Annotated in this window: 18 protein-coding genes and 1 pseudogene; 10 read left to right on the top strand and 9 right to left on the bottom strand. The window is 67.3% G+C overall.

All coding sequences use genetic code 11. The features are described 5' to 3' along the window. The first annotated feature begins 805 nt into the window (after window positions 1–805). Window positions 806–2,128 carry a dihydroorotase gene (locus tag EH199_RS21750; protein WP_124811196.1) on the top strand — a complete coding sequence of 441 codons (1,323 nt, stop codon included), beginning with the start codon at window positions 806–808 and terminating at the stop codon, window positions 2,126–2,128. Window positions 2,129–2,266: 138 nt separating this feature from the next. Here the strand turns inward: EH199_RS21750 and rarD are convergent, their stop codons facing one another. Next, the gene (gene rarD, locus EH199_RS21745; RefSeq protein ID WP_255420465.1) at window positions 2,267–3,127 is read right to left on the bottom strand and encodes an EamA family transporter RarD; all 861 of its coding nucleotides are present in this window, start codon (window positions 3,125–3,127) and stop codon (window positions 2,267–2,269) included. A 233-nt stretch (window positions 3,128–3,360) separates the two neighbouring features. Here rarD and EH199_RS21740 point away from each other — a divergent pair, with 233 nt between their 5' ends. Further along, complete coding sequence (locus EH199_RS21740; protein WP_190287381.1) at window positions 3,361–3,795, top strand: glycine zipper 2TM domain-containing protein; 435 nt, start codon at window positions 3,361–3,363, stop codon at window positions 3,793–3,795. A 120-nt stretch (window positions 3,796–3,915) separates the two neighbouring features. After that, window positions 3,916–4,149, top strand: a complete 234-nt coding sequence (locus EH199_RS21735; RefSeq protein ID WP_124811194.1) for a hypothetical protein — start codon at window positions 3,916–3,918, stop codon at window positions 4,147–4,149. Window positions 4,150–4,169: 20 nt separating this feature from the next. Here the strand turns inward: EH199_RS21735 and astD are convergent, their stop codons facing one another. Next, window positions 4,170–5,600, bottom strand: a complete 1,431-nt coding sequence (gene astD, locus EH199_RS21730; RefSeq protein ID WP_124811193.1) for a succinylglutamate-semialdehyde dehydrogenase — start codon at window positions 5,598–5,600, stop codon at window positions 4,170–4,172. A 68-nt stretch (window positions 5,601–5,668) separates the two neighbouring features. Further along, the gene (locus tag EH199_RS21725) at window positions 5,669–7,084 is read right to left on the bottom strand and encodes a protein adenylyltransferase SelO (RefSeq protein WP_124811198.1); all 1,416 of its coding nucleotides are present in this window, start codon (window positions 7,082–7,084) and stop codon (window positions 5,669–5,671) included. A gap of 161 nt (window positions 7,085–7,245) precedes the next feature. On the opposite strand from EH199_RS21725, the gene EH199_RS21720 reads away from it, so the two are divergent. From EH199_RS21720 to EH199_RS21700, 5 genes are all read left to right on the top strand, one after another. Further along, window positions 7,246–8,106, top strand: coding sequence for an alpha/beta fold hydrolase (locus tag EH199_RS21720; RefSeq protein WP_124811192.1), 861 nt, complete (start codon window positions 7,246–7,248; stop codon window positions 8,104–8,106). Continuing rightward, window positions 8,103–9,254 (top strand): glycosyltransferase, encoded by a 1,152-nt coding sequence (locus EH199_RS21715; protein WP_124811191.1) that lies wholly within the window; start codon window positions 8,103–8,105, stop codon window positions 9,252–9,254. Before EH199_RS21720 ends, EH199_RS21715 begins: the two co-directional genes overlap by 4 nt. A gap of 162 nt (window positions 9,255–9,416) precedes the next feature. Further along, a complete protein-coding gene (locus EH199_RS21710; RefSeq protein ID WP_124811190.1) occupies window positions 9,417–10,202 on the top strand; it encodes a tetratricopeptide repeat protein in 786 nt (261 codons plus the stop codon). A gap of 25 nt (window positions 10,203–10,227) precedes the next feature. Further along, complete coding sequence (locus EH199_RS21705; RefSeq protein WP_370449715.1) at window positions 10,228–11,598, top strand: PQQ-binding-like beta-propeller repeat protein; 1,371 nt, start codon at window positions 10,228–10,230, stop codon at window positions 11,596–11,598. Between the two features lie 80 nt (window positions 11,599–11,678). Beyond that, window positions 11,679–13,055 (top strand): isoprenylcysteine carboxylmethyltransferase family protein, encoded by a 1,377-nt coding sequence (locus tag EH199_RS21700; RefSeq protein ID WP_124811189.1) that lies wholly within the window; start codon window positions 11,679–11,681, stop codon window positions 13,053–13,055. 3 nt (window positions 13,056–13,058) lie between these two features. Here EH199_RS21700 and EH199_RS21695 read toward each other — a convergent pair whose 3' ends face one another. The 3 genes from EH199_RS21695 to EH199_RS21685 form a co-directional block, all read right to left on the bottom strand. Next, a complete protein-coding gene (locus EH199_RS21695) occupies window positions 13,059–13,358 on the bottom strand; it encodes a putative quinol monooxygenase (RefSeq protein ID WP_124811188.1) in 300 nt (99 codons plus the stop codon). An 18-nt stretch (window positions 13,359–13,376) separates the two neighbouring features. Beyond that, the gene (locus EH199_RS21690) at window positions 13,377–14,750 is read right to left on the bottom strand and encodes a glutamate--cysteine ligase (RefSeq protein ID WP_124811187.1); all 1,374 of its coding nucleotides are present in this window, start codon (window positions 14,748–14,750) and stop codon (window positions 13,377–13,379) included. Window positions 14,751–14,825: 75 nt separating this feature from the next. Further along, on the bottom strand, window positions 14,826–15,575 hold the full coding sequence (locus tag EH199_RS21685) for a 16S rRNA (uracil(1498)-N(3))-methyltransferase (RefSeq protein WP_124811186.1): 750 nt from the start codon (window positions 15,573–15,575) through the stop codon (window positions 14,826–14,828). A gap of 75 nt (window positions 15,576–15,650) precedes the next feature. Between EH199_RS21685 and ubiA the strand changes: the two genes are divergently transcribed. Further along, the gene (ubiA, locus tag EH199_RS21680; RefSeq protein WP_124811185.1) at window positions 15,651–16,568 is read left to right on the top strand and encodes a 4-hydroxybenzoate octaprenyltransferase; all 918 of its coding nucleotides are present in this window, start codon (window positions 15,651–15,653) and stop codon (window positions 16,566–16,568) included. Here the strand turns inward: ubiA and EH199_RS21675 are convergent. Continuing rightward, window positions 16,559–16,936 (bottom strand): VOC family protein, encoded by a 378-nt coding sequence (locus EH199_RS21675; RefSeq protein WP_124811184.1) that lies wholly within the window; start codon window positions 16,934–16,936, stop codon window positions 16,559–16,561. The genes ubiA and EH199_RS21675 overlap by 10 nt on opposite strands. Before the next feature lie 94 nt (window positions 16,937–17,030). On the opposite strand from EH199_RS21675, the gene soxR reads away from it, so the two are divergent. After that, complete coding sequence (soxR, locus tag EH199_RS21670) at window positions 17,031–17,477, top strand: redox-sensitive transcriptional activator SoxR (protein ID WP_124811183.1); 447 nt, start codon at window positions 17,031–17,033, stop codon at window positions 17,475–17,477. Window positions 17,478–17,583: 106 nt separating this feature from the next. Here the strand turns inward: soxR and EH199_RS21665 are convergent, their stop codons facing one another. Continuing rightward, window positions 17,584–17,964 (bottom strand): ribonuclease E inhibitor RraB, encoded by a 381-nt coding sequence (locus tag EH199_RS21665; protein WP_124811182.1) that lies wholly within the window; start codon window positions 17,962–17,964, stop codon window positions 17,584–17,586. A 20-nt stretch (window positions 17,965–17,984) separates the two neighbouring features. Then, window positions 17,985–19,314 (bottom strand): annotated as a pseudogene (locus tag EH199_RS21660) (chromosome segregation protein); the annotation flags it as partial.

Genomic DNA, 19,314 nt, shown 5'->3' with positions numbered 1-19,314 from the left:
CGATTACCTTGAGATGTTCTACAACCCGGTGCGCAAGCAGGTCAGGAACGGAATGCTGTCCCCCGTTGAGTTCGAACGACAGCAGATTTTGAAAGCGCAAGGCGTCTAGAAAACTAGGGGCTACTCAATCCGAGATACTATGATCGGGACAAACGTGGCTTGCAATCAGCTCGCGGGCATCAGACTCCCACTCTGAAAGCAACGCGAAGAGTGCAAGGCGCTGTTCGCTAACTGCCAACGTTCATCTTCCTCAGCCTTCGTTGCCTGATCACCTACTTGCTTACCACCAGAATTAGATCTTGCAATTGGGGCTCGCATCATGGGGCGCAGCGGAGAGCGCACGTCTCCAGAACCGTTCGTCGGCTGCTGGAGCCGATCGGCAACATTCGGCACGCCTAAGCCGAAGATCAAAATTACGCTGCTGCAAGCAACATCAATACGGCAGCGTGGCTCACGACCCAAAACCTCCGACGAACCTGGGGGCGGTTCACAGCGCCCTTCAAGACGACCGCTCCCGGGGCGCGTAATTGCCTGCCGGCTTCACGCTGAACGAATCACCGGCTATTGCGCAAGCTGCCGTTCAGAGCCTGATCGGCAAACGGCGTATTCTGGTCGTTTCCCGCCGGGCGCACCGTCCCCCCTCCAACACCCCCTGTCCTAATCCCCCCACCTATGGCAAAGCAGCGCGCATGACGCCGCCTCGCACCTGTTCCGCCCCTCGCCAAGAGCGCAGCGGCGGGCGGTGGACGGTCTTGCCTTGGACCGTGTCAACTTTGTCAACTTGTTCAGCTTTGGAGTGCCTTCGATGAATGTCGCCCCCGAACTCGTCCTGTCGAACGGCACCGTCCACACGCCGTCCGGGCCGGTCGTCGCCGATGTTGCGGTGCGGGACGGGAAGATCGTGGGCGTGGGGTCGTACCCGGACGCGGCGGAGCGGATCGACTGCACCGGGCTGGACGTTCTGCCCGGCGTGATCGACAGTCAGGTCCACTTCCGCGAACCGGGGCTGGAGCACAAGGAAGATCTTGAAAGCGGCAGCCGCGCGGCGGTGATGGGCGGGGTGACGGCGGTGTTCGAAATGCCGAACACCAATCCCAACACCGATACCGCCGATCGCGTGGCCGACAAGCTCGCCCGCGCGCACCATCGCATGTGGTGCGACCATGCCTTCTATGTCGGCGCGACGGCGGAGAACGCCGAGCATCTGGGCGAGCTGGAGCGCATTCCCGGCACTGCCGGCGTCAAGATCTTCATGGGCGCTTCCACCGGCAGCCTGCTGGTGTCGGAGGATGCCGATCTCGCCCGTGTGCTCGCCCACGGCAGCCGGCGCGTGGCGATCCATGCCGAGGACGAGGCGCGGATGAACGCGCGCAAGGACCATCGCGTCGAAGGCGATGCTTCCAGCCATCCGGTGTGGCGCGACGATGAAAGCGCGATGCTGGCCACGCAGCGCATCCTGCGGCTGGCGCGCGCGGCGAAGCGGCCGATCCATATCCTGCACGTGACCACGCCGGCCGAACTGGAACTGATCGCGCAGCACCGCGATGTGGCGACGTGCGAGGTCACGCCGCAGCACCTGACGCTGCGCGGGGAGGAGGCCTATCCGCGCCTTGGCACCTGGGCGCAGATGAACCCGCCGATCCGCTCCGGCGCGCATGTCGACGGGCTGTGGCACTGGCTGCGGCAGGGCGTGCCCGACGTGATCGGGTCCGACCACGCGCCGCACACCATCGAGGAGAAGGCCAAGGTCTATCCCGCCAGCCCCAGCGGCATGCCCGGCGTGCAGACGCTGCTGCCGCTGATGCTCGATCACGTCGCCGCCGGGCGGATGACGCTGGCGCGGCTGATCGACATGACCAGCGCCGGGCCGCAGCGCCTGTTCGGCCTGGTCGGCAAGGGCCGCATCGCCACCGGCTATGACGCCGATTTCTCGGTGGTCGATCTCAAGGCGAAGTGGACGGTGACCGAGGACTGGCTGCAAAGCCGCTGCGGCTGGTCGCCCTATACCGGCATGGAACTGACCGGGCAGGTGGTGGGGACCATCGTGCGCGGGCACCGCGTGATGTGGGAACGCCAGCTTGCCAATGCGGCGACGGGCGAAAAGCTGCGCTTCGCGGCAGCGCTGTAGGGCCGTCTTTGGCATTCCATCGTCATTGCGAGCGTAGCGAAGCAATCCAGAGTCCGACGCGGGTCGCTCTGGATTGCCGCGGGGCTTCGCCCCTCGCAATGACGAGGCATGGCGATGGCGTCAGGCTCTGACGGGAGTTCAGGCCGGCGCGCGCTGGCGGCGGCGCAGCATGTCCCAGCTGAACAGCGCGATCGCGGTCCAGATCAGCACGAAGCAGGCGAGGCGCACGGGATCGAGCGGCTCTCCGAACACGAAGATGCCCAGCAGGAACGCCAGCGTGGGCGAAATGAACTGGACGAAGCCCAGCGTCGAAAGATCCAGCTGCCGCGCCGCCACCGCGAACAGCAGCAGCGGCGCCGCCGTCACCAGGCCCGAAGCGAACAGGCCGATGGTGGTGCCGGCATCGAGGCCCAGGCTCGATCCTGCGGGGCTGCGCGCCTGCCACGCCACCAGGACGATGGCCGGCAGGTAAAGCAGCGAGGTTTCGATCGTAAGCCCGGGCACCGAGCCGACCGGGGTCAGCTTGCGCACGAAGCCGTAGAGGCCGAAACTGACGGCGAGCGCGAGGGCGATGCCCAGCATCTCGATCGCTCCGGCCAGCAGCAACGCGATGCCAAGCCCGGCAATGGCCACGGCGGTCCACTGCGTGCGCGTCAGCCGCTCGCCCAGCAGGATCGTGCCCAGCAGCACGCTAAGCAGCGGGTTGATGTAGTAGCCAAGGCTGGCGGCAAGCACGTGGCCACTGTTGATGGCGATCACATAGAGCAGCCAGTTCGCGCCGATCAGCAGCGCGCTGGCGCACAGGCGCAGCAGGACCGTGCGGTCGGCCAGCGCCGCGCGGACGTCCGCCGCCTGCCCGCGCGCGGCCACGATCGCAAGGCACAGCGGCAGCGTGAACAGCACGCGCCAGCCCACCAGCTCGATCGCGGGCACGTGGCGCAGCGCATGGAAGAACAGCGGCAGAAAACCCCACAGCACATAGGCGGCAACCGCGGTCATCAGGCCGGCGCGGTGGTGGGAGTTAGACGGGGGCATACGGTGCCTCTCGCATTGGCGAGCGCGCCGGCCAAGCACAAAATATTCAACGGCTTGCCGATGTGACGGTTCGTTTCATCCTGTTTCACGAAGTCTGACGGAACGGTTGCCCGCTATTCAGGTCCGTATCGGTACCGAATTTTGCAACGGCCGCGCGGGTCCTATTCGCGAAAGGCCGCACGAACAGGAGACCGGACATGAGAATCATCACCCGGGCGGCGATCGCCGCCGCCCTCTCCGCCGCCACCCTCTCGCTTGCCGCGCCGGCTTCGGCCACGGTGACGGCGGCTCCCGCAACGCCCGTGGCATCGGTGGCGGATGCGCTGGGTGAAGGCTGGAATCACCGAGATCGCGGCTGGCATGAAGGCTGGCGTGGTGGGGATCGCGGCTATTACCGTGATGCCGGCCGGCGCGATTACTACCGCGGCCCATCGTGGCGCGGGCGTGACGGGCGCTATTACTGTCGCCGTTCGGACGGCACCACCGGCCTGCTTATCGGCGGCGCGGCGGGCGCGCTGATCGGGCGCGGCATTGCCGGGCGCGGGGATCGCACCGTGGGCACCGTGCTCGGCCTCGCCGGCGGCGCGCTGCTGGGGCGCGAGATCGACCGCAGCGGATCGCGCTGCCGCTGAAATACTGCCGCCCTTCGGGTCGCACCATGGGCAGAGCAGGGGCGCTCCGGCGAATGGCCGGGGCGCCCTTTCGCGTTCCGGCGAACGCTTCCTTAACCATGGCGGGGGCAAGGCGGGGGCATGGTTCGTCCCTTGCCGGTCATCGCGCTGCTCGCCGTGCCGTTCGCGCTTGCCGCCTGCGCGCAGGACGATGGCCCGCGCCGTGCGGACGCCGACGATCCGGTCATGGCGCAGGCGCTGGAAGGCCAGTTGATGGTGGACCCAGACCTTTCGCAGCGGAACCTGCGCAACCAGGCCGTCGTTCCCGGTGGCCCGGTCGATACCGCTCTGGTGCAGTTCGACCGGCACGATTGAGCGCCAGCCGCTGTCGGGCTTCAGTTGTCGCGCAGGCCCACGCCCATGCCGGCGCGCGGTTGCTCCATCTCCGCGGACGCCACGGGATAGGCGCAATAGTCCGCCGCGTAATAGGCGCTCGGGCGATGGTTGCCGGACAGTCCGACCCCGCCCATCGGCGCCGATAGCGAAGTGCCGTTGGTCGGGCGGTTCCAGTTGATCACGCCGGCGCGGACATTGGCCCAGAACTGGTTGTATTCCTCGGGCGATCCGCCGACGAGCGCGGCCGTCAGGCCAAAGCGCGTGCGGTTCGCTTCCGCGATCGCCTGGTCGAAATCGTCGACCCGGATCACCTGCAGCAGCGGCCCGAACAGTTCGACATCGGGCCGCTCGGCCATGTCGGTCACGTCGATCATGGCCGGCGACAGGAACGGCAGGCCTTCGCGCAGCCGCCGCATGTGCAGGATCGGCCGCCCCCCGTTCGACAGCAGATAGACGAAACTTTCGGTCAGCCCGTCGGCGGCCTCGTTGTCGATGACCGGTCCCATGAACGGTTGCGGTTCATCGAACGGCGCGCCGACGATCAGCCGGCTGCCCAGGCGCTTCATCTCGTCGATCAGCGGTTCGTACAGCGAACCTTGCACGATCAGCCGGCGGGCCGAGGTGCAGCGCTGGCCCGAAGTAGCGAAGGCGGACTGGATCGCAAGCACCGCCGCATCGCCGATCTTGGGCGTGTTCCACACCACCATCGGGTTGTTCCCGCCCATTTCGAGCGCAAGCATTTTGCCCGGGTTGCCGGCAAGACGCCGGTTGATGGCGATGCCCGTGTGCGCGGAGCCGGTGAACAGCACCCCATCCACGCCATCGTGTTCGGCCAGCGCCCGGCCCTGATCCGGGCCGCCGATCAGCAGTTGCACCACGTTGGCGGGAATGCCGGCGCGGTGGAAGCACTGCACCAGCAGTTCGCCCGTGGCCGGCGCCTTTTCCGATGGCTTGAAGACTACCGCATTGCCCGCGATCAGCGCGGGAATGATATGGGCATTGGGCAGGTGCGCCGGTAGATTGTAGGGTCCCAGCACCACCATCACCCCGTGCGGCTTGTGGCGCAGCGCGGCGGTGCCTTGCAGCGCGCTGTCGAACTTCCGCTGGGCGGACCGTTCGGCATAGGCGCGAACCGAGATGTCGACCTTGGCGACGACCTTTTCGACCTCGGCGCGGGCTTCCCACAGCGGCTTGCCGGTTTCGCGCGCGATCAGCGCTGCCAGGTTCTCCTGCTCCTTGCGGACTTCGTTGGCGAATCGCCGGCACAGTTCCACGCGATTGGAAAGCGACTGGGCGGCCCATGTGGACCACGCCTGCCGCGCCCGATCGACGGCCGCGTCCACATCACCCACCGGCCCGCGCCACAGTTCGGCGCCGGTCGCGGGCTCGCAGGAGACGATCTCGGCATCGTTGCCGGAAGGAGCGGTCATCGGTTCATTCGCTTTTGCTTTATCGGCAACGCCCTAGCAGGAAATTGGTTACCATATTTTCAAGCCGGTCAAGCATGACCGCGCGGGGCCGGGGCGGCGCCCAGCGCTTCCCCCATGCGCCGGACGGCGGCGACCTTGGCGTGCAATGCCGTCCAGTCATCCTTTTCGGCGATCGGTTCCCAGATCGCTTCCACTTCGTCGATCAGCATCGATTGCGGGGCTTCGTCGGACCAGTAGGGGTGATCGTCGACCGTAGACCGGTATGGGCCAAGCGCCTCCTTCAGCGCCGCGCCCGCATCGTCGTCCGCAAATGGGCCACGCCCGCCGCGATGGGCGAAGAAGAAGGCGTCCGGTCCGATCCCCTGCGCCACCATCGCGGCTTCGCAGGCGCCGATCAGCGCGCTGTCTTCCTCCAGCCCGCGCGGCTCCACGCCAAGCCGCCAGCACCAGCGCCGTGCCATCGCCTGCTGGTAGAGATCGGGAAAGCGGTTCAGCGCCGCGATCAGCGGCGGGGCTTCCGAAAGCAGGCGCAGCGCGACGGCAAGCTGCCCGCAGTTCCAGTGGATCGCCTCGGGCTGGCGGCCGAAGGCGTAGAGACCCGAGTGATCGAAATAGGCGGCGGTGAACGCGGGATTCCACGTCGGCAGCCAGCGCCAGGGGCCATAGTCGAAGCTCTCTCCGGTCACGTTCATGTTGTCGGTGTTCAGCACGCCATGGACGAAGCCGGCGACCATGTAGCTCGCCGCCATGTCGGCCATGCGTTCGACCACCTGGTGCAGCAGCCGGGCCGCCTTGTTGTCCGGCTCGGGCGCATCGGGGGGAAGGGCGGGGCCGGGAAAGCTGGCCAGGCAGTAATCGACGAGCTGTTCCATCTCGGCGGGCGCATCCAGCATCCCCAGCCGCTGGAACGTGCCGATGCGGATATGGCTGTGGCTGAGCCGTACCAGCACCGCGGCGCGAGTGGGGGAAGGCTCATCGCCGCGCCATAGCGATTCGCCGGTTTCGATCACGGAGAAGGTCCGGCTGGTATTGACGCCCAGCGCTTCGAGCATTTCCGTCGCCAGCACCTCGCGCATCGCGCCTTTCAGCGTGAGGCGGCCATCGCCTTGCCGGCTCCAGGGCGTTTGCCCCGAACCCTTGGTGCCAAGGTCCATCAGCCGGCCGTGCCCGTCGCGCATCTGCGCGAACAGGAAGCCGCGCCCGTCCCCCAGTTCGGGGTTGTACACGCGGAACTGGTGACCGTGGTACCGCAGCGCCAGGGGCTGCGGAAGATTGCCGGGCAATGGCGCGAAGCGGCCGAAATGCGCGATCCATGCCGCGTCGTCGAGACAGGCCAGGCCTACCTCCCGCGCTGCGCGATCGTTGCGGAACCGCAGGGTGGTCCCGGGGAAGTCTGCCGGCGCCACCGGATCGCCGAGCCAATCGGCCAGCGACAGGATATGGGGATCAGGGGTGTAGATCGCGTCTTGCGGGTTGGATTGCATCAAGCGATAGTGGTCGCTGGGCGATCCGCAGGCAAGCGGGTCTGCTTGCGGATGCGGGATATTGGGCGCGGATACGGGATAATGGTGTTTGAGCCGGGCGGATGTTCGGCTTATGGCGCGGATCGCGTGGGGGCGTTGAACAAGGAACGGTTTTTCAGGCGATGGCGGATTTCGAGAATCGCAGCTGGTCCAGCCGCGACGGGCTGCGCCTGCATTTCCGGGATTTTCCGGGGCCGGACGACAAGCCGCCAGTGCTCTGCCTGCCGGGGCTGACCCGCAATGCGCGCGATTTCGAGGATGTGGCGGCGCGGCTTGCCGGGCAATGGCGGGTCATCTGTCCGGACATGCGCGGCCGGGGCGACAGCGATTACGCCAAGGACCCGATGACCTATAACCCGGCGCAGTATCTCGACGATGTCGAATTGCTGCTGGAACAGCACGGCATCGCCCGGTTCGTGGCGGTCGGCACGTCGCTGGGTGGCTTGCTGACGATGCTGCTGGCGGGCCGGGACAACAGCCGGATCGCCGGATTCGTGTTGAACGATATCGGTCCTGAAGTGGAAGAGGCCGGGCTGGAACGCATCCGCGAATACGTGGGGCAGGGCCGGAATTTCGAAACCTGGATGCACGCGGCGCGCGCGCTTCAGGAAAGCCAGGCCGATGTCTATCCCGATTACGGCGTGCCCGACTGGCTTCGCTATGCCAAGCGCGTGATGGCGCTGGGCAGCGGCGGACGGATCGCGTTCGACTATGACATGAAGATCGCCGAACCGTTCGACGCGCCGGCCGGCGCGACGCCGCAGGTGGATATGTGGTCGCTGTTCGATGCGCTGGCGGGGCGGCCCGGCCTGCTGCTGCGCGGCGCCCTGTCGGACATCCTTTCCGCCGGCACCGCGAACCGGATGGTCGCGCGCCATCCGGACATGGAGCTTGTGACGATCGAACGCGTCGGCCACGCACCTACGCTGGACGAACCGGAAGCGATCGCGGCGATCGACCGGCTGTTCGCCCAGGTCTCATGAGCGACGGCGGCAGACGGCGCCTGCACCTTCTGCACCTGCATTCGACGTTCGGTGCGGGCGGCAAGGAGCGCCGCAGCGTGGCGCTGATCAACCGCTTCGGCCCCGCCATCGACCACAGCATCGTTTCGGCCGAACCCGGCGCGATGGGCGCGATGGCGCATATCGCCAAGGGCATTTCCGCGCACTCCCCGTTCGGCTTCCCGCCGCTGGCCGGGCGGTTCGGCGTGCGCCGGTTGCAGACGCTGGCCCGCGCGATGCGGGGGTTCGACCTGATCCTGACCTACAATTGGGGCGCGATGGACGCGGTGATGGCCCACGCCCTGTTCGGCCCCACCATGGGTCTGGCGCCGCTGGTCCACCACGAAGACGGGTTCAATGCCGACGAGGCGGAGAAGCTGAAGCCCACGCGCAACTGGTATCGTCGCGTGGCGCTGGCCCGCGCGAGCGCGCTGGTGGTGCCGTCGCGCCAGCTGGAAGGCGTGGCGCTGCAGGCGTGGCACCAGCCCGCCGCCAAGGTGCACCGCATCCCCAACGGGATCGACACCGCCGCCTATGATCGCAAGCCCAAGCGCGATGCGCTGCCGCGCGTGGTCAAGCGGCCTGGCGAAAAGTGGGTCGGCACGCTGGCAGGCTTGCGCCCGGTGAAGAACCTGCGCCGGCTGGTACGCGCCTTTCGTGCCCTTCCGCCCGAATGGCAGCTGGTGATCGTGGGCGAAGGGCCGGACCGCGAGGCGATCGTGGCCGAGGCGATCGCGCTGGAGGTGGGGCATCGCGTACACTTGCCAGGGCATGTGGCTGATCCGGCACAGGCGATCGGCCTGTTCGATATTTTCGCGCTCTCGTCCGACAGCGAGCAGTTTCCGCTGTCCGTGGTGGAGGCGATGGCGGCGGGCTTGCCGATCGCCAGCCCCGCCGTGGGGGACGTGCGCGACATCGTTTCGGATGAGAACCGCGATTTCATCACGCCGGCGGGCGACGAGGCCGCGCTGGAAGCGACGCTGGCCGCCTTTGCCTGGGACGAAGCGCTGCGCCGCCGGATCGGGGCATCAAACCAGGTGCGGGCACGCGCGGAATTCGACGAGGCGGCGATGGTGGCGCGCTATGCCGCGCTCTATGGCGGGGTGCTCGGTGTCGCCCAGTTTCCCTGACGCGTATTCCCTCATGTAGGGCGGGCGATGGCCATGATTACCAAGTGTTTCCCGCTTCACCGGACGTTCACCCACGGAATTCCAGAATCATTCCCGTTGAAAAGGCGGGTCTATCCGCTAAACACCCGGCACTTCCGTTAACTGACCGCCGAAAGCGCAGCCTTGGCCCTTCGTCCTACCCGTCCGCAGTCCCGCTCCGATCAGCTTGCCGAACGCAAGGCCGCGCAAGGCGATGTGTTCCTGCGCGAAGTCGACGATGCGCTGCGCGAGGACCAGTTGTTTCATGCGCTGCGCCGCTATGGCAAGCCGGTGGGCGCGCTGGTGGTGGCGGGCCTGGTCGGCCTGGCCGGCTGGCTGTGGTACGATTATCACAAGGCCACGGCCGCGGGCGAACAGGGCGAACGGATGACGATCGCGCTCGATCAGCTCGAAGCCGGCCGCGTGCAGACCAGCAGCGACAGCATGGCGCCGCTGGTGAAGGATGGCGGACCGGGCTATCGCGCTGCCGCGCAGCTGACGCAGGCCGGCATCGCCGCGCAGCAGAACAAGACCGATGATGCCGCGAAGCTGCTCGCCGCCGTCGCCGCGGACCAGAGCGCGCCGCAGGCTTACCGCGATCTCGCCACGATCCGCGAAGTGGCGATCACCATGGACAAGCTGCCGCCGGAAAAGGTGGTGGAGCGGCTCAAGCCCTTGGCCGTGCCGGGCAATGCCTGGTTCGGCAGCGCGGGCGAACTGCTCGGCGTCGCCTACCTGAAGCAGGGCAAGAACGATCTGGCCGGGCCGCTGTTCGCGGCAATGGCCAAGGACAAGACCGTTCCGGCCTCGATCCGCGAACGCGCGCGCCAGTTGGCGGGCACGCTGGGCGTTGATACCATCGATGATCCGAAAGCTCTGATTGCGCAGGGCCAGGCACAGCAGGGGCCGGCCGACGCCGGCGCCCAGTAACACCAGTTTGACGGGGATGACGGGGATGATGCGCAATCCGGTGCAGGAACATGGCGGCATTGCCGCGCGCCGCCGGCTGGTTCGCCGCGCAGGCATGGCCGGGGTGATCGCCCTGGCGGTCGCGGTCGGCGGGTGTGCGGGCAAGCACAAGGTCAAGACCACGCCCACGGTGGGGCAGCGCGTGCCGATCCTTTCGCGGATCGAGGCTGGCACCAAGGTCGATACCGCGATTTCGGGCATGCAGGTGGTGCTGCCGCCGGCCGAAGTGAACACGGAATGGGCGCAGGGCGGTGGCACGGCCAGCAAGTCCTATGGCCACCTTGCGCTCGGTGCCACGCCGCAACGCCTGTGGAGCGCCAATATCGCTGGTTCCTCGGTCAAGCAGCGACTGGCCGCCTCGCCGGTGATCGGCGATGGCAAGCTGTTCGTGATGGACACCGAAGGCATGGTCCGCGCGATGGACGCCAACACCGGCAAGGAGCTGTGGCGGGCGGGCTTCAAGCTGCCCGAAAACGGCGGTTCGGTGTTCGGCGGTGGCGCCTCGTACAACGAGGGCCGCGTTTATGTGACGACGGGCCTGGGCGAAGTTGCCGCGCTCGATGCCAAGGACGGCGCGAGCAAGTGGCGCGTCAAGCCGGCCGGGCCGCTGCGCGGGTCGCCGACGGTCAGCTTCGGCGCGGTCTATGTGATGACGCAGGACAACCAGATCGTCGCGCTCAATATCGAGGACGGCGCGCTGCTCTGGAACGAATCCGCCTCGGTCGCGCAGACCGGCGTGTTCGGCGTGGCCGCGCCGGCTGCCGGGCAGGGCACGATCGTCGCCGGCTACAGCTCGGGCGAACTGGTCGCCTACCGCTACGAGAACGGCCGCCAGCTCTGGTCCGATGCGCTGGCGCGCACCAGCATCGCCACCAGCGTTTCGACGCTGACCGACATCGACGCCGATCCGATCATCGAGCGTGGCCGCGTCTATGCGCTGGGGCAGGGCGGGCGCATGGCCGCCTACGAACTCGTTACCGGCCAGCGCGTGTGGGAACTCAACCTCGCGGGCATTTCCACCCCGGCCATCGCCGGCGAATGGATCTTCACGCTGACCGACGAAGCCAAGCTGCTGTGCATCGCCAAGGGCACCGGCAAGGTGCGCTGGCTGACCCAGCTGCGCCGCTGGGGCAGCGAGAAGAAGAAGACCAACCCGATCTTCTGGACCGGCCCGGTGCTGGCGGGCGATCGCCTGTGGGTCGCCAATTCGCGCGGCGAAGTGTTCACCCTGTCGGTCACCGACGGAACGGCGAGCGAATGGGGCAAGGTTTCCGGCGCGGTATCGCTGCCGCCGGTGGTCGCCAACCAGACGCTCTATATCCTCGACAACAATGGCCGGATCACGGCGTTTCGCTGATCGGGCCGCCGACGAGGCATAAGGCTGGCGCCGGCCGGCCTTTACGCTTTGCTCATGCTTGAAAGCTAAACCTGCCGCGCATGAGCGCGCACGGTTCCGTGGCCGAAACACGGCCCCAAGCCCCTTTCGTTCCGGCCAGCCGGCCGGACAGCGATGTGTCCGTTGGCGTCGGCCTGTCGGGGCTTGCCGGTCTGGCGTTCTGGGTGCTGGTCTGCCGCAACTGGCCCGCCATCGCCGACATGTTCGGCCTGCCGGGGCCGCGCGAACCGATGGTGGGGCCTTCCGCCGCGCTTCTCGCGCTGCTTTTCTCGGGCACGCCGATGGTGCTCTATTCGCTGCTGGTCGACAAGGTCCACCGTCGCGCCTCCACCGGGATCGACTGGTCCAGCCCCCGTCCCTTGCGCGAGGTGATGGACATTGCGATCACCAAGCTGGCCGGGCTGTGGGCGACGTGGACGCTGATCGGCTTCGTCTACTGCCTGGGGCGCTGGTACTGGCGCGGGCAGTACCTGTTCGCGATGGACGTGCTGGAGACCATCGCCCCGCTGCTGTTCCTCGGCTCCGTCCCCTATGTGCTGTGGCTCGATCGCGTGCTGGTGAACCCGCGCGACGGGGCGTGGCATTTCGGCGCGATGCTGATGGGGCGCGAGGCCTATGCGCGCGAGGAAGTCTATCACCACTTGCGCGCGTGGACGGTGAAGGGCTTCTTCTGCGCCTTCATGATCTCGATCCTGCCCGGCGGGTTCGCTGCCGTGGTCCAGGCGGACTGGTCGCTGGCAGCCCACGATCCGGTGCGGATCGCCGGCCTGACGATCGAGACGATGTTCATGGTCGACGTGCAGATCGCCATGGTCGGCTATCTGATGACGATGAAGCCGCTGGATGCGCAGATCCGCACGGCGAACCCCTACCTCGGCGGCTGGCTCTCGGCGCTGATCTGCTACCCGCCGTTCATCCTGATGGGCGGTGGCGATGTGCTCGATTATCGCGCCAACGGGGCGGAGTGGGACTTCTGGCTGCAGGGTCACACCACGCTATTGTGGATATGGGGGGCGGCGCTGGTGCTGCTGACCGCGGCCTATGCATGGGCGACCGTGGCGTTCGGCCTGCGCTTTTCCAACCTCACCTGGCGCGGCGTGCTTACCAATGGGCCTTACGCCATCACCCGCCATCCCGCCTATGTGTCCAAGAACGCCTACTGGTGGCTGGCCTCGCTGCCGTTCCTGACCGTGAACCATTCGATGACCGACGCGGTGCGCAACACGGTCACGCTGGGGCTGGTCAGCGCGGTCTACTACTGGCGCGCCAAGACCGAGGAGAAGCACTTGCTCGCCTCGGACCCCAAATACCGCGCCTATCACGCGTGGATGGATGAGCACGGCCTGCTGACCAGCGCGTTCAACCGCCTGCGCCGGCGCGTGATGCCGGCACGGGTAGAGCTTCAGCCGGCGGAATAACGCTTAGACGGCCACGCCTTCGTCGGTTTCGAAGATGCGGATGTCGCGGTCCGAAAGGCCGAGTTCGGCGCGTTCCTGCGCCCAGGCCGCCATATGCTCGGTCTTGAAATGGGCGTCGAGCGCTGCGCGATCACGCCACTTCTCGCTGACGCGGATCACTTCGGGATCGGCCACGTCGCGCGAATAGGCATAGAGAATGCAGCCGTCCTCTTGCCGCGTGGCGGCGATCACCTTTGCCATCATCGGCAGCGCCTTGTGGAAGTTCGCCGCCGGTAGGCGGAAACTGCCCATGACCAGAATCATCGCGCTTGTTCTCCCGATTCAGAAGCTCTTGACGGCGTAGACCTTGGAAACGTCGCCGCCCCATTCGCCGTGGTAGAGATCGAGCAGCCGTTCGGCCGGAGTCTTGCCGGTGCTGACGATCTCGTCGAGCGGGAGCAGGTAGCCCGTTTCGTTGTCGCCGGCGGCGTTGAGGCGGTTGCGCGCCGAAAGCCCGGCGCGCGCGATGCGCAGCACTTCGCCGGCGATGTCACGTAGCGTCCCGCCGCCCGGAAGGGGCGCGTCGAGGCCCAGCTTGGGCACGCTGGAGCGCAGGCGCTCGCGCCCGTCCATGTCCCAGTCCTTCACCAGATCCCAGGCCGCGTCGAGCGCGGTCTGGTCATAGAGCAGGCCCACCCACAGCGCGGGCAGCGCGCAGATGCGGCTCCACGGGCCGCCATCGGCGCCGCGCATTTCGAGGAAGCTCTTGAGCCGCACTTCGGGGAAGGCGGTGGAAAGATGGTCGATCCAGTCCGACTTCAGCGGCCTTTCGCCGGGCAGCGCGGGTAGCTTGCCATCCAGGAAATCGCGGAACGACTGGCCGGCGGCGTCGATATACTTGCCGTCGCGGAACACGAAATACATCGGCACGTCGAGCATGTAGTCGACATAGCGTTCGTAGCCGAAGCCATCCTCGAACACGAACGGCAGCATCCCCGTGCGCGCCGGATCGGTATCCGACCAGATGTGGCTGCGGTACGACAGGAACCCGTTGGGCTTGCCTTCGAGGAACGGCGAATTGGCGAATAGCGCGGTCGCCAGCGGTTGCAGGGCCAGGCTGACGCGGAACTTCTGCACCATGTCCGCCTCGCTCGCGTAGTCGAGGTTGGTCTGGATGGTGCAGGTGCGCAGCATCATGTCGAGGCCCATCGAGCCGACGCGCGGCATGTGCCGCAGCATGATCTCATAGCGGCCCTTGGGCATGATCGGCAGATCTTCACGGCGCTTGTCGGGCCACAGGCCCAGGCCGAGATAGCCGATGCCAAGCTTGTCGCCGATCGCCTTCACTTGCGCCAGGTGGCGGCCGGTTTCGGCGCAGGTCTCGTGCAGGTTTTCCAGCGGCGCGCCGGAGAGCTCCAACTGCCCTGCCGGCTCCAGGCTGACGGTGCCGTCGGCCCCGCCCATGGCGATCACGTTGCCGCCTTCGATGATGGGCTCCCAGCCGTATTCGGTCAGCGCCATCAGCAGGTCGCGGATGCCGCCCTGTTCCGCATAGGAAGGGGCGTGATAATCCCGCGTGCTATAGACGAACTTCTCGTGCTCGGTGCCGATCCGCCAGTTTTCGCGTGGTTTTTCACCGCGCTGCATGGGGGCCACGAGCTGCTCGCGGCTTTCGATGACGGGATCGTTGCTATTTGAAACTTGCCGCGTGCTCATGCGCGTTCCGTTAGTGCCTGCAAGGCCTTCTGGCCAGCGCGAAATCGGAAATACACTATCCCGGAAATGGAAGGCTCAGCCGTTCCAGTCGCCGGAAATTCCCATCCACAGCGCGGTAGCCGCGATGGCCGCGGTTTCCCCCCGCAGGATGCGCGGGCCAAGCGATATGGGCACGGCGGCGGGATGGGCGCGGATCAGTGCGCGCTCGGCATCGTCGAACCCGCCTTCGGGGCCGGTGAGCAGCCCGGCCGGGCCGGGATGCGCGGCAAAGGCGGCGGCGGCGCGCGCGCCGCCGGTCTCGTCGGCGAAGAACAGGGCGCGCTCCGCCGGCCAGTCGCGCACCAGCGCCTCCAGCTTCGCCGGATCGGCCAGCACGGGCAACGCGGTGCGCGCGCATTGCTCCGCCGCCTCGGTCACGATGGCGCGGGCGCGTTCGGGGTTGAGCTTGTCCGCCACGCAGCGCCGCGTCAGCATGGGGCGGACCGTGCCGACCCCCAGTTCGGTCGCCTTTTCGAGCACGAGGTCGAAGTTCGGTTTCTTGAGCAGCGCGGGGCACAGCCAGAAATCGGGCACGGCTTCGCGCACCCGCAGGCACCGTTCGACCGTCAGCGTCACATCGCGCTTGCCCGCGACATTGACTGTGGCGAGCCATTCGCCGGTCATGTCATCGCACAGGATCACCGCATCGCCCTGCGTCACGCGCATGACCTTGGCGAGATAGTGCGCCTGCGGCCCGTCCAGCGGCAGGGTTATGCCTTCGCGCAGGGGCGTTTCGACGAACAGGCGCGGCGCGCTGCGTGGGGGCCAGGCGGGGGTGGCGGGCATGGCGGCTTCTTATCGCCGCAAGCGCTCTTCGTCATCCCCGCTTTCCCGGGGAAGACGAGGTGCTATAGCGTCGCCATGACCTCCGCACAGATCGTTCCCGATAGCGAACTTCGCGGCCTCGTTGCGCATCTGCCGCCGGGCTTGCGCGATTTCGCGCTGCTGGCGCGGTTCGACCGGCCGATTGGCTGGTGGCTGCTGTTCTGGCCCTGCGCCTGGGGCGTGCTGCTGGCGGGGGGAGCCGAGCGCTGGCCGATCGTGCTGTGGCTGCTGCTTGGCTCGATCGCGATGCGCGGGGCGGGGTGCGTCTATAACGACATCGTCGATGCCGATCTCGACCGGCAGGTGGCGCGCACGGCGGCGCGGCCGGTGGCGAGCGGGCGCGTTTCGGCGAAAGCGGCGTGGGTGTGGCTGCTGGTGCTGTGCCTGATCGGGCTGGTGGTCCTGCTGCAACTGCGCTGGCAGGCGCAGGCGGTGGCGCTGGGCAGCCTGGCGCTGGTGGCGGCCTATCCGTTCATGAAGCGCATCACCGGCTGGCCGCAGGCGTGGCTGGGGCTGGTCTTCACCTGGGGCGCGCCGGTCGGCTGGGTGGAAGTGGCCGGGTTCGAGCGGCTGGGCGGGCTGGCCTTGCTTTACGCGGGCTGCTGGGCGTGGTGCATGGGCTACGACACGATCTACGCCTGCCAGGACCGCGAGGATGACGCGCTCGTGGGCGTGGGATCGAGCGCTCTGTCGCTGGGCCGGCACGTAAAGGCGGGCGTGGGCGCGCTCTATGCCATGGCGGTGGCCTGCTGGGGCGGCGCGGTGTGGCTGGTGCGGCCCGATCCCGTGGCCCTGCTGGCCCTGCTGCCCGTGGCGGCGCATCTCGCCTGGCAGGCCGGGACGCTGCGGCCCGATGATGGCGACAGCGCCCTGGCGCGGTTTCGCTCGAACCGCTTTGCCGGCCTGCTGATGGCGGCGGCTTGCCTGGTGGTGGGTGCGGCTGGTCAGGTGTAGCTGACCACTTCGAATTCGATGCCGTCCCAATCGAAGAAGTAGAACCGCCGGCCGGGTTCGTAATCCGCATGGTTGAACGGCACGAGTCCGGCCTCGATGACGGTGCGCTCCGCCGCGTCCAGATCGTCCACCAGCAGGCCCACATGGTTGAGCGGCAGGCCCTTGGCGAAGCGCATCGGCCGCTTCTCGTCGGGCGTCCACAGCGCGAGATAGTCGGCATCGGCACTGCCGACGTGGATGGTCCAGCCGCCCAGTTGCGAAGGGCCGCGCCAGCGTTCCTCCCACCCGCACAGCCGAGACAGGAACGATGCCATGCGTTCGGGATCGCTGACGGTGATGTTGACGTGTTCAAGGCGGGCGGGCTGCATCGTTCTGTGTCCTTTCGGGGATGGTTGCGAATCGATGCTCGTGACGATGCAATCTAAAGCTGACTTGAGGTCAAGTTATGATTACGATGGCTTCATGAACCGTAACGACCTGATCCCGATCGGCGCGCTGGCGCGGCGTACCGGCCTCGCCGTGTCCGCCATCCGCTATTACGAGCAGCGCGGGCTGATCGAATCGGTGCGCAGCAGCGGCAACCAGCGGCGCTTCCTGCGGTCGGACATCCGGCGGCTCAGCTTCATCCTGATCGCGCAGAAGCTGGGGCTCGGACTGGCCGAGATCGAGCGCGAACTGGCCGCGCTGCCGCAGGGGCGCACGCCCAATGCGCGCGACTGGGCGCGGATCAGCCGTTCGCTGCGGGGCGAGATCGACCGCCGCATCGCCACGCTGGAGCGCACGCGCGAGAAGCTGGACGCCTGCATCGGCTGCGGCTGCCTCAGCCTGGCGCGCTGTCGCCTCTACAACCCGGATGACCGTGCCGGGGAGGAAGGAAGCGGGCCGCGCTATGTGCTGGATGACGGCTGATGGTTGGCCCTGGGGCGGGGGGACAAATCCCGCTATATAGAAACGACCGCTATTCGGGATCGCCGACGAGGGGCTGAACGGCAGGAGAGGCGGGGGGAGCGGACATTTAGTTCGACCAAAAACCCCAGCCATCCGCACGCCCGTTGTGCCGACTTGCTAACTTCCCCAGCAAATCTTCCGTTTCGGAAATCTGAACGCAGCTAGGCGTCATCGCCTTCGACACCGTTACGTCGAAATCGTCCATGTCAGCGACGGTCGTTTTCACTGCAGCAAAACCCGCTTTCGAGCAGGCTTGAATGAAATTGTGTGCGTCGCGTTCAGTTGGAAAAATATGCGAGAAGTCAACAGTTCGCTCGACGTCCAAATCAACGCCTCGATCCCTCATTCCGCGAAGCACTTCCGCATTTTCATCAAAGAGTGTCACAACGTGAGATTGCCAGCGTATCTCAACGTCCGCAACCGCGTCGATAACTGCCGCTCCGACCATGCCCGAATTTGTCCACGCCGCTACGCCGTCGCCAGGAGTTCCTCGGCGGCGCCAAGGTCCACGCTGACCAGCCGCGAGACGCCTTTTTCCACCATGGTCACGCCGAACAGGCGGTGCATCCGGCTCATCGTCACCGCGTTGTGGGTGACGATGAGGTAGCGCGTGTCGGTTTCACCGACCATCGCGTCGAGCATGTCGCAGAAGCGTTCGACGTTGGCGTCGTCGAGCGGGGCGTCCACTTCGTCCAGCACACAGATCGGCGCGGGGTTGGTGAGGAACAGCGCGAAGATCAGCGCCACGGCGGTCAGCGCCTGCTCGCCGCCCGACAGCAGCGTCAGCGATTGCAGGCGCTTGCCCGGCGGCTGGGCGAAGATTTCGAGGCCGGCTTCCAGCGGATCGTCGCTGTCCACCAGCGCCAGATGCGCCTCGCCGCCGCCGAACAGGCGCGCGAACAGGCGGCGGAAATGGGCGTCCACCGCCTCGAACGCGGCGCGCAGGCGTTCGCGCCCTTCGCGGTTGAGGTTGCCGATCGATCCGCGCAGGCGATGCACGGCCTCGGTCAGTTCGGCCTGTTCGGTGATGCTGGCGCCGTGGCGTTCCTCGGCATCGGCCAGTTCGTCGGCGGCGAGCAGGTTGACGGGGCCGATGCGTTCGCGTTCGGCGATCAGCAGATCGTGCCGCGCGGTTTCCTCGGCGGCGTTGCCGATATCGTCGGAGGCGAAGTCGAACCGTTCGGGCAGCAGCGGCGGCGGGCACTGGAACCGTTCGCCGGAAAGGCTGGCCATTTCCTGACGGCGCGCGTCGTCGCTTTCCGCGCGGGCCGTCGCGCCGGCGCGCCGTTCGCGCGCGGCGGCGAGCGTTTCGTTGGCCGCGCCCAGCGCCGTGTCGGCGGCCTTGGCGCCGGCATCGGCACCGGCGAGCGCGGCTTCGGCCTGCGCCAGTTCCCTGCCCAGCCGCGTGCGGATCGATTCGGCGTCCTCGATCTCGCGCAGCAGCGCGGCGGGGCGCGCGGCGCTGATCGCGCGTTCCTGCGCCAGTTCGTCACGCCGGCCGGCCATGTCCGCGAGCCGTTTTGCCGCGTCGCTGGCGCGCGCCTGCCAGTTGCGGATGTCCGAGCGGTGGACGCCCAGCCGCTCGCGCCCCACGGCAAGGCCCTGTTCCAGCGCGGCGATGGAGGCCGAAGCCGTCTGCAGCGCCTGCCGGGCGGCATCGTTGCGCGTGCGTGCCGCCTCGACCGCCGCGCGCCCGGCGGCGGGATCGGGCAAGTGCGCGCGCTTCGCTTCGGCGCTGGCGCGTTCGGTTGCCGCCGCGGTCTGGCGGTCGGCGAGTTCGGCCAGCGCGTGATCGAGT

This window comes from Novosphingobium sp. LASN5T, assembly GCF_003856955.1.
GTDB lineage: Bacteria > Pseudomonadota > Alphaproteobacteria > Sphingomonadales > Sphingomonadaceae > Novosphingobium.
This window is presented reverse-complemented; position numbering and strand designations above follow the sequence as displayed.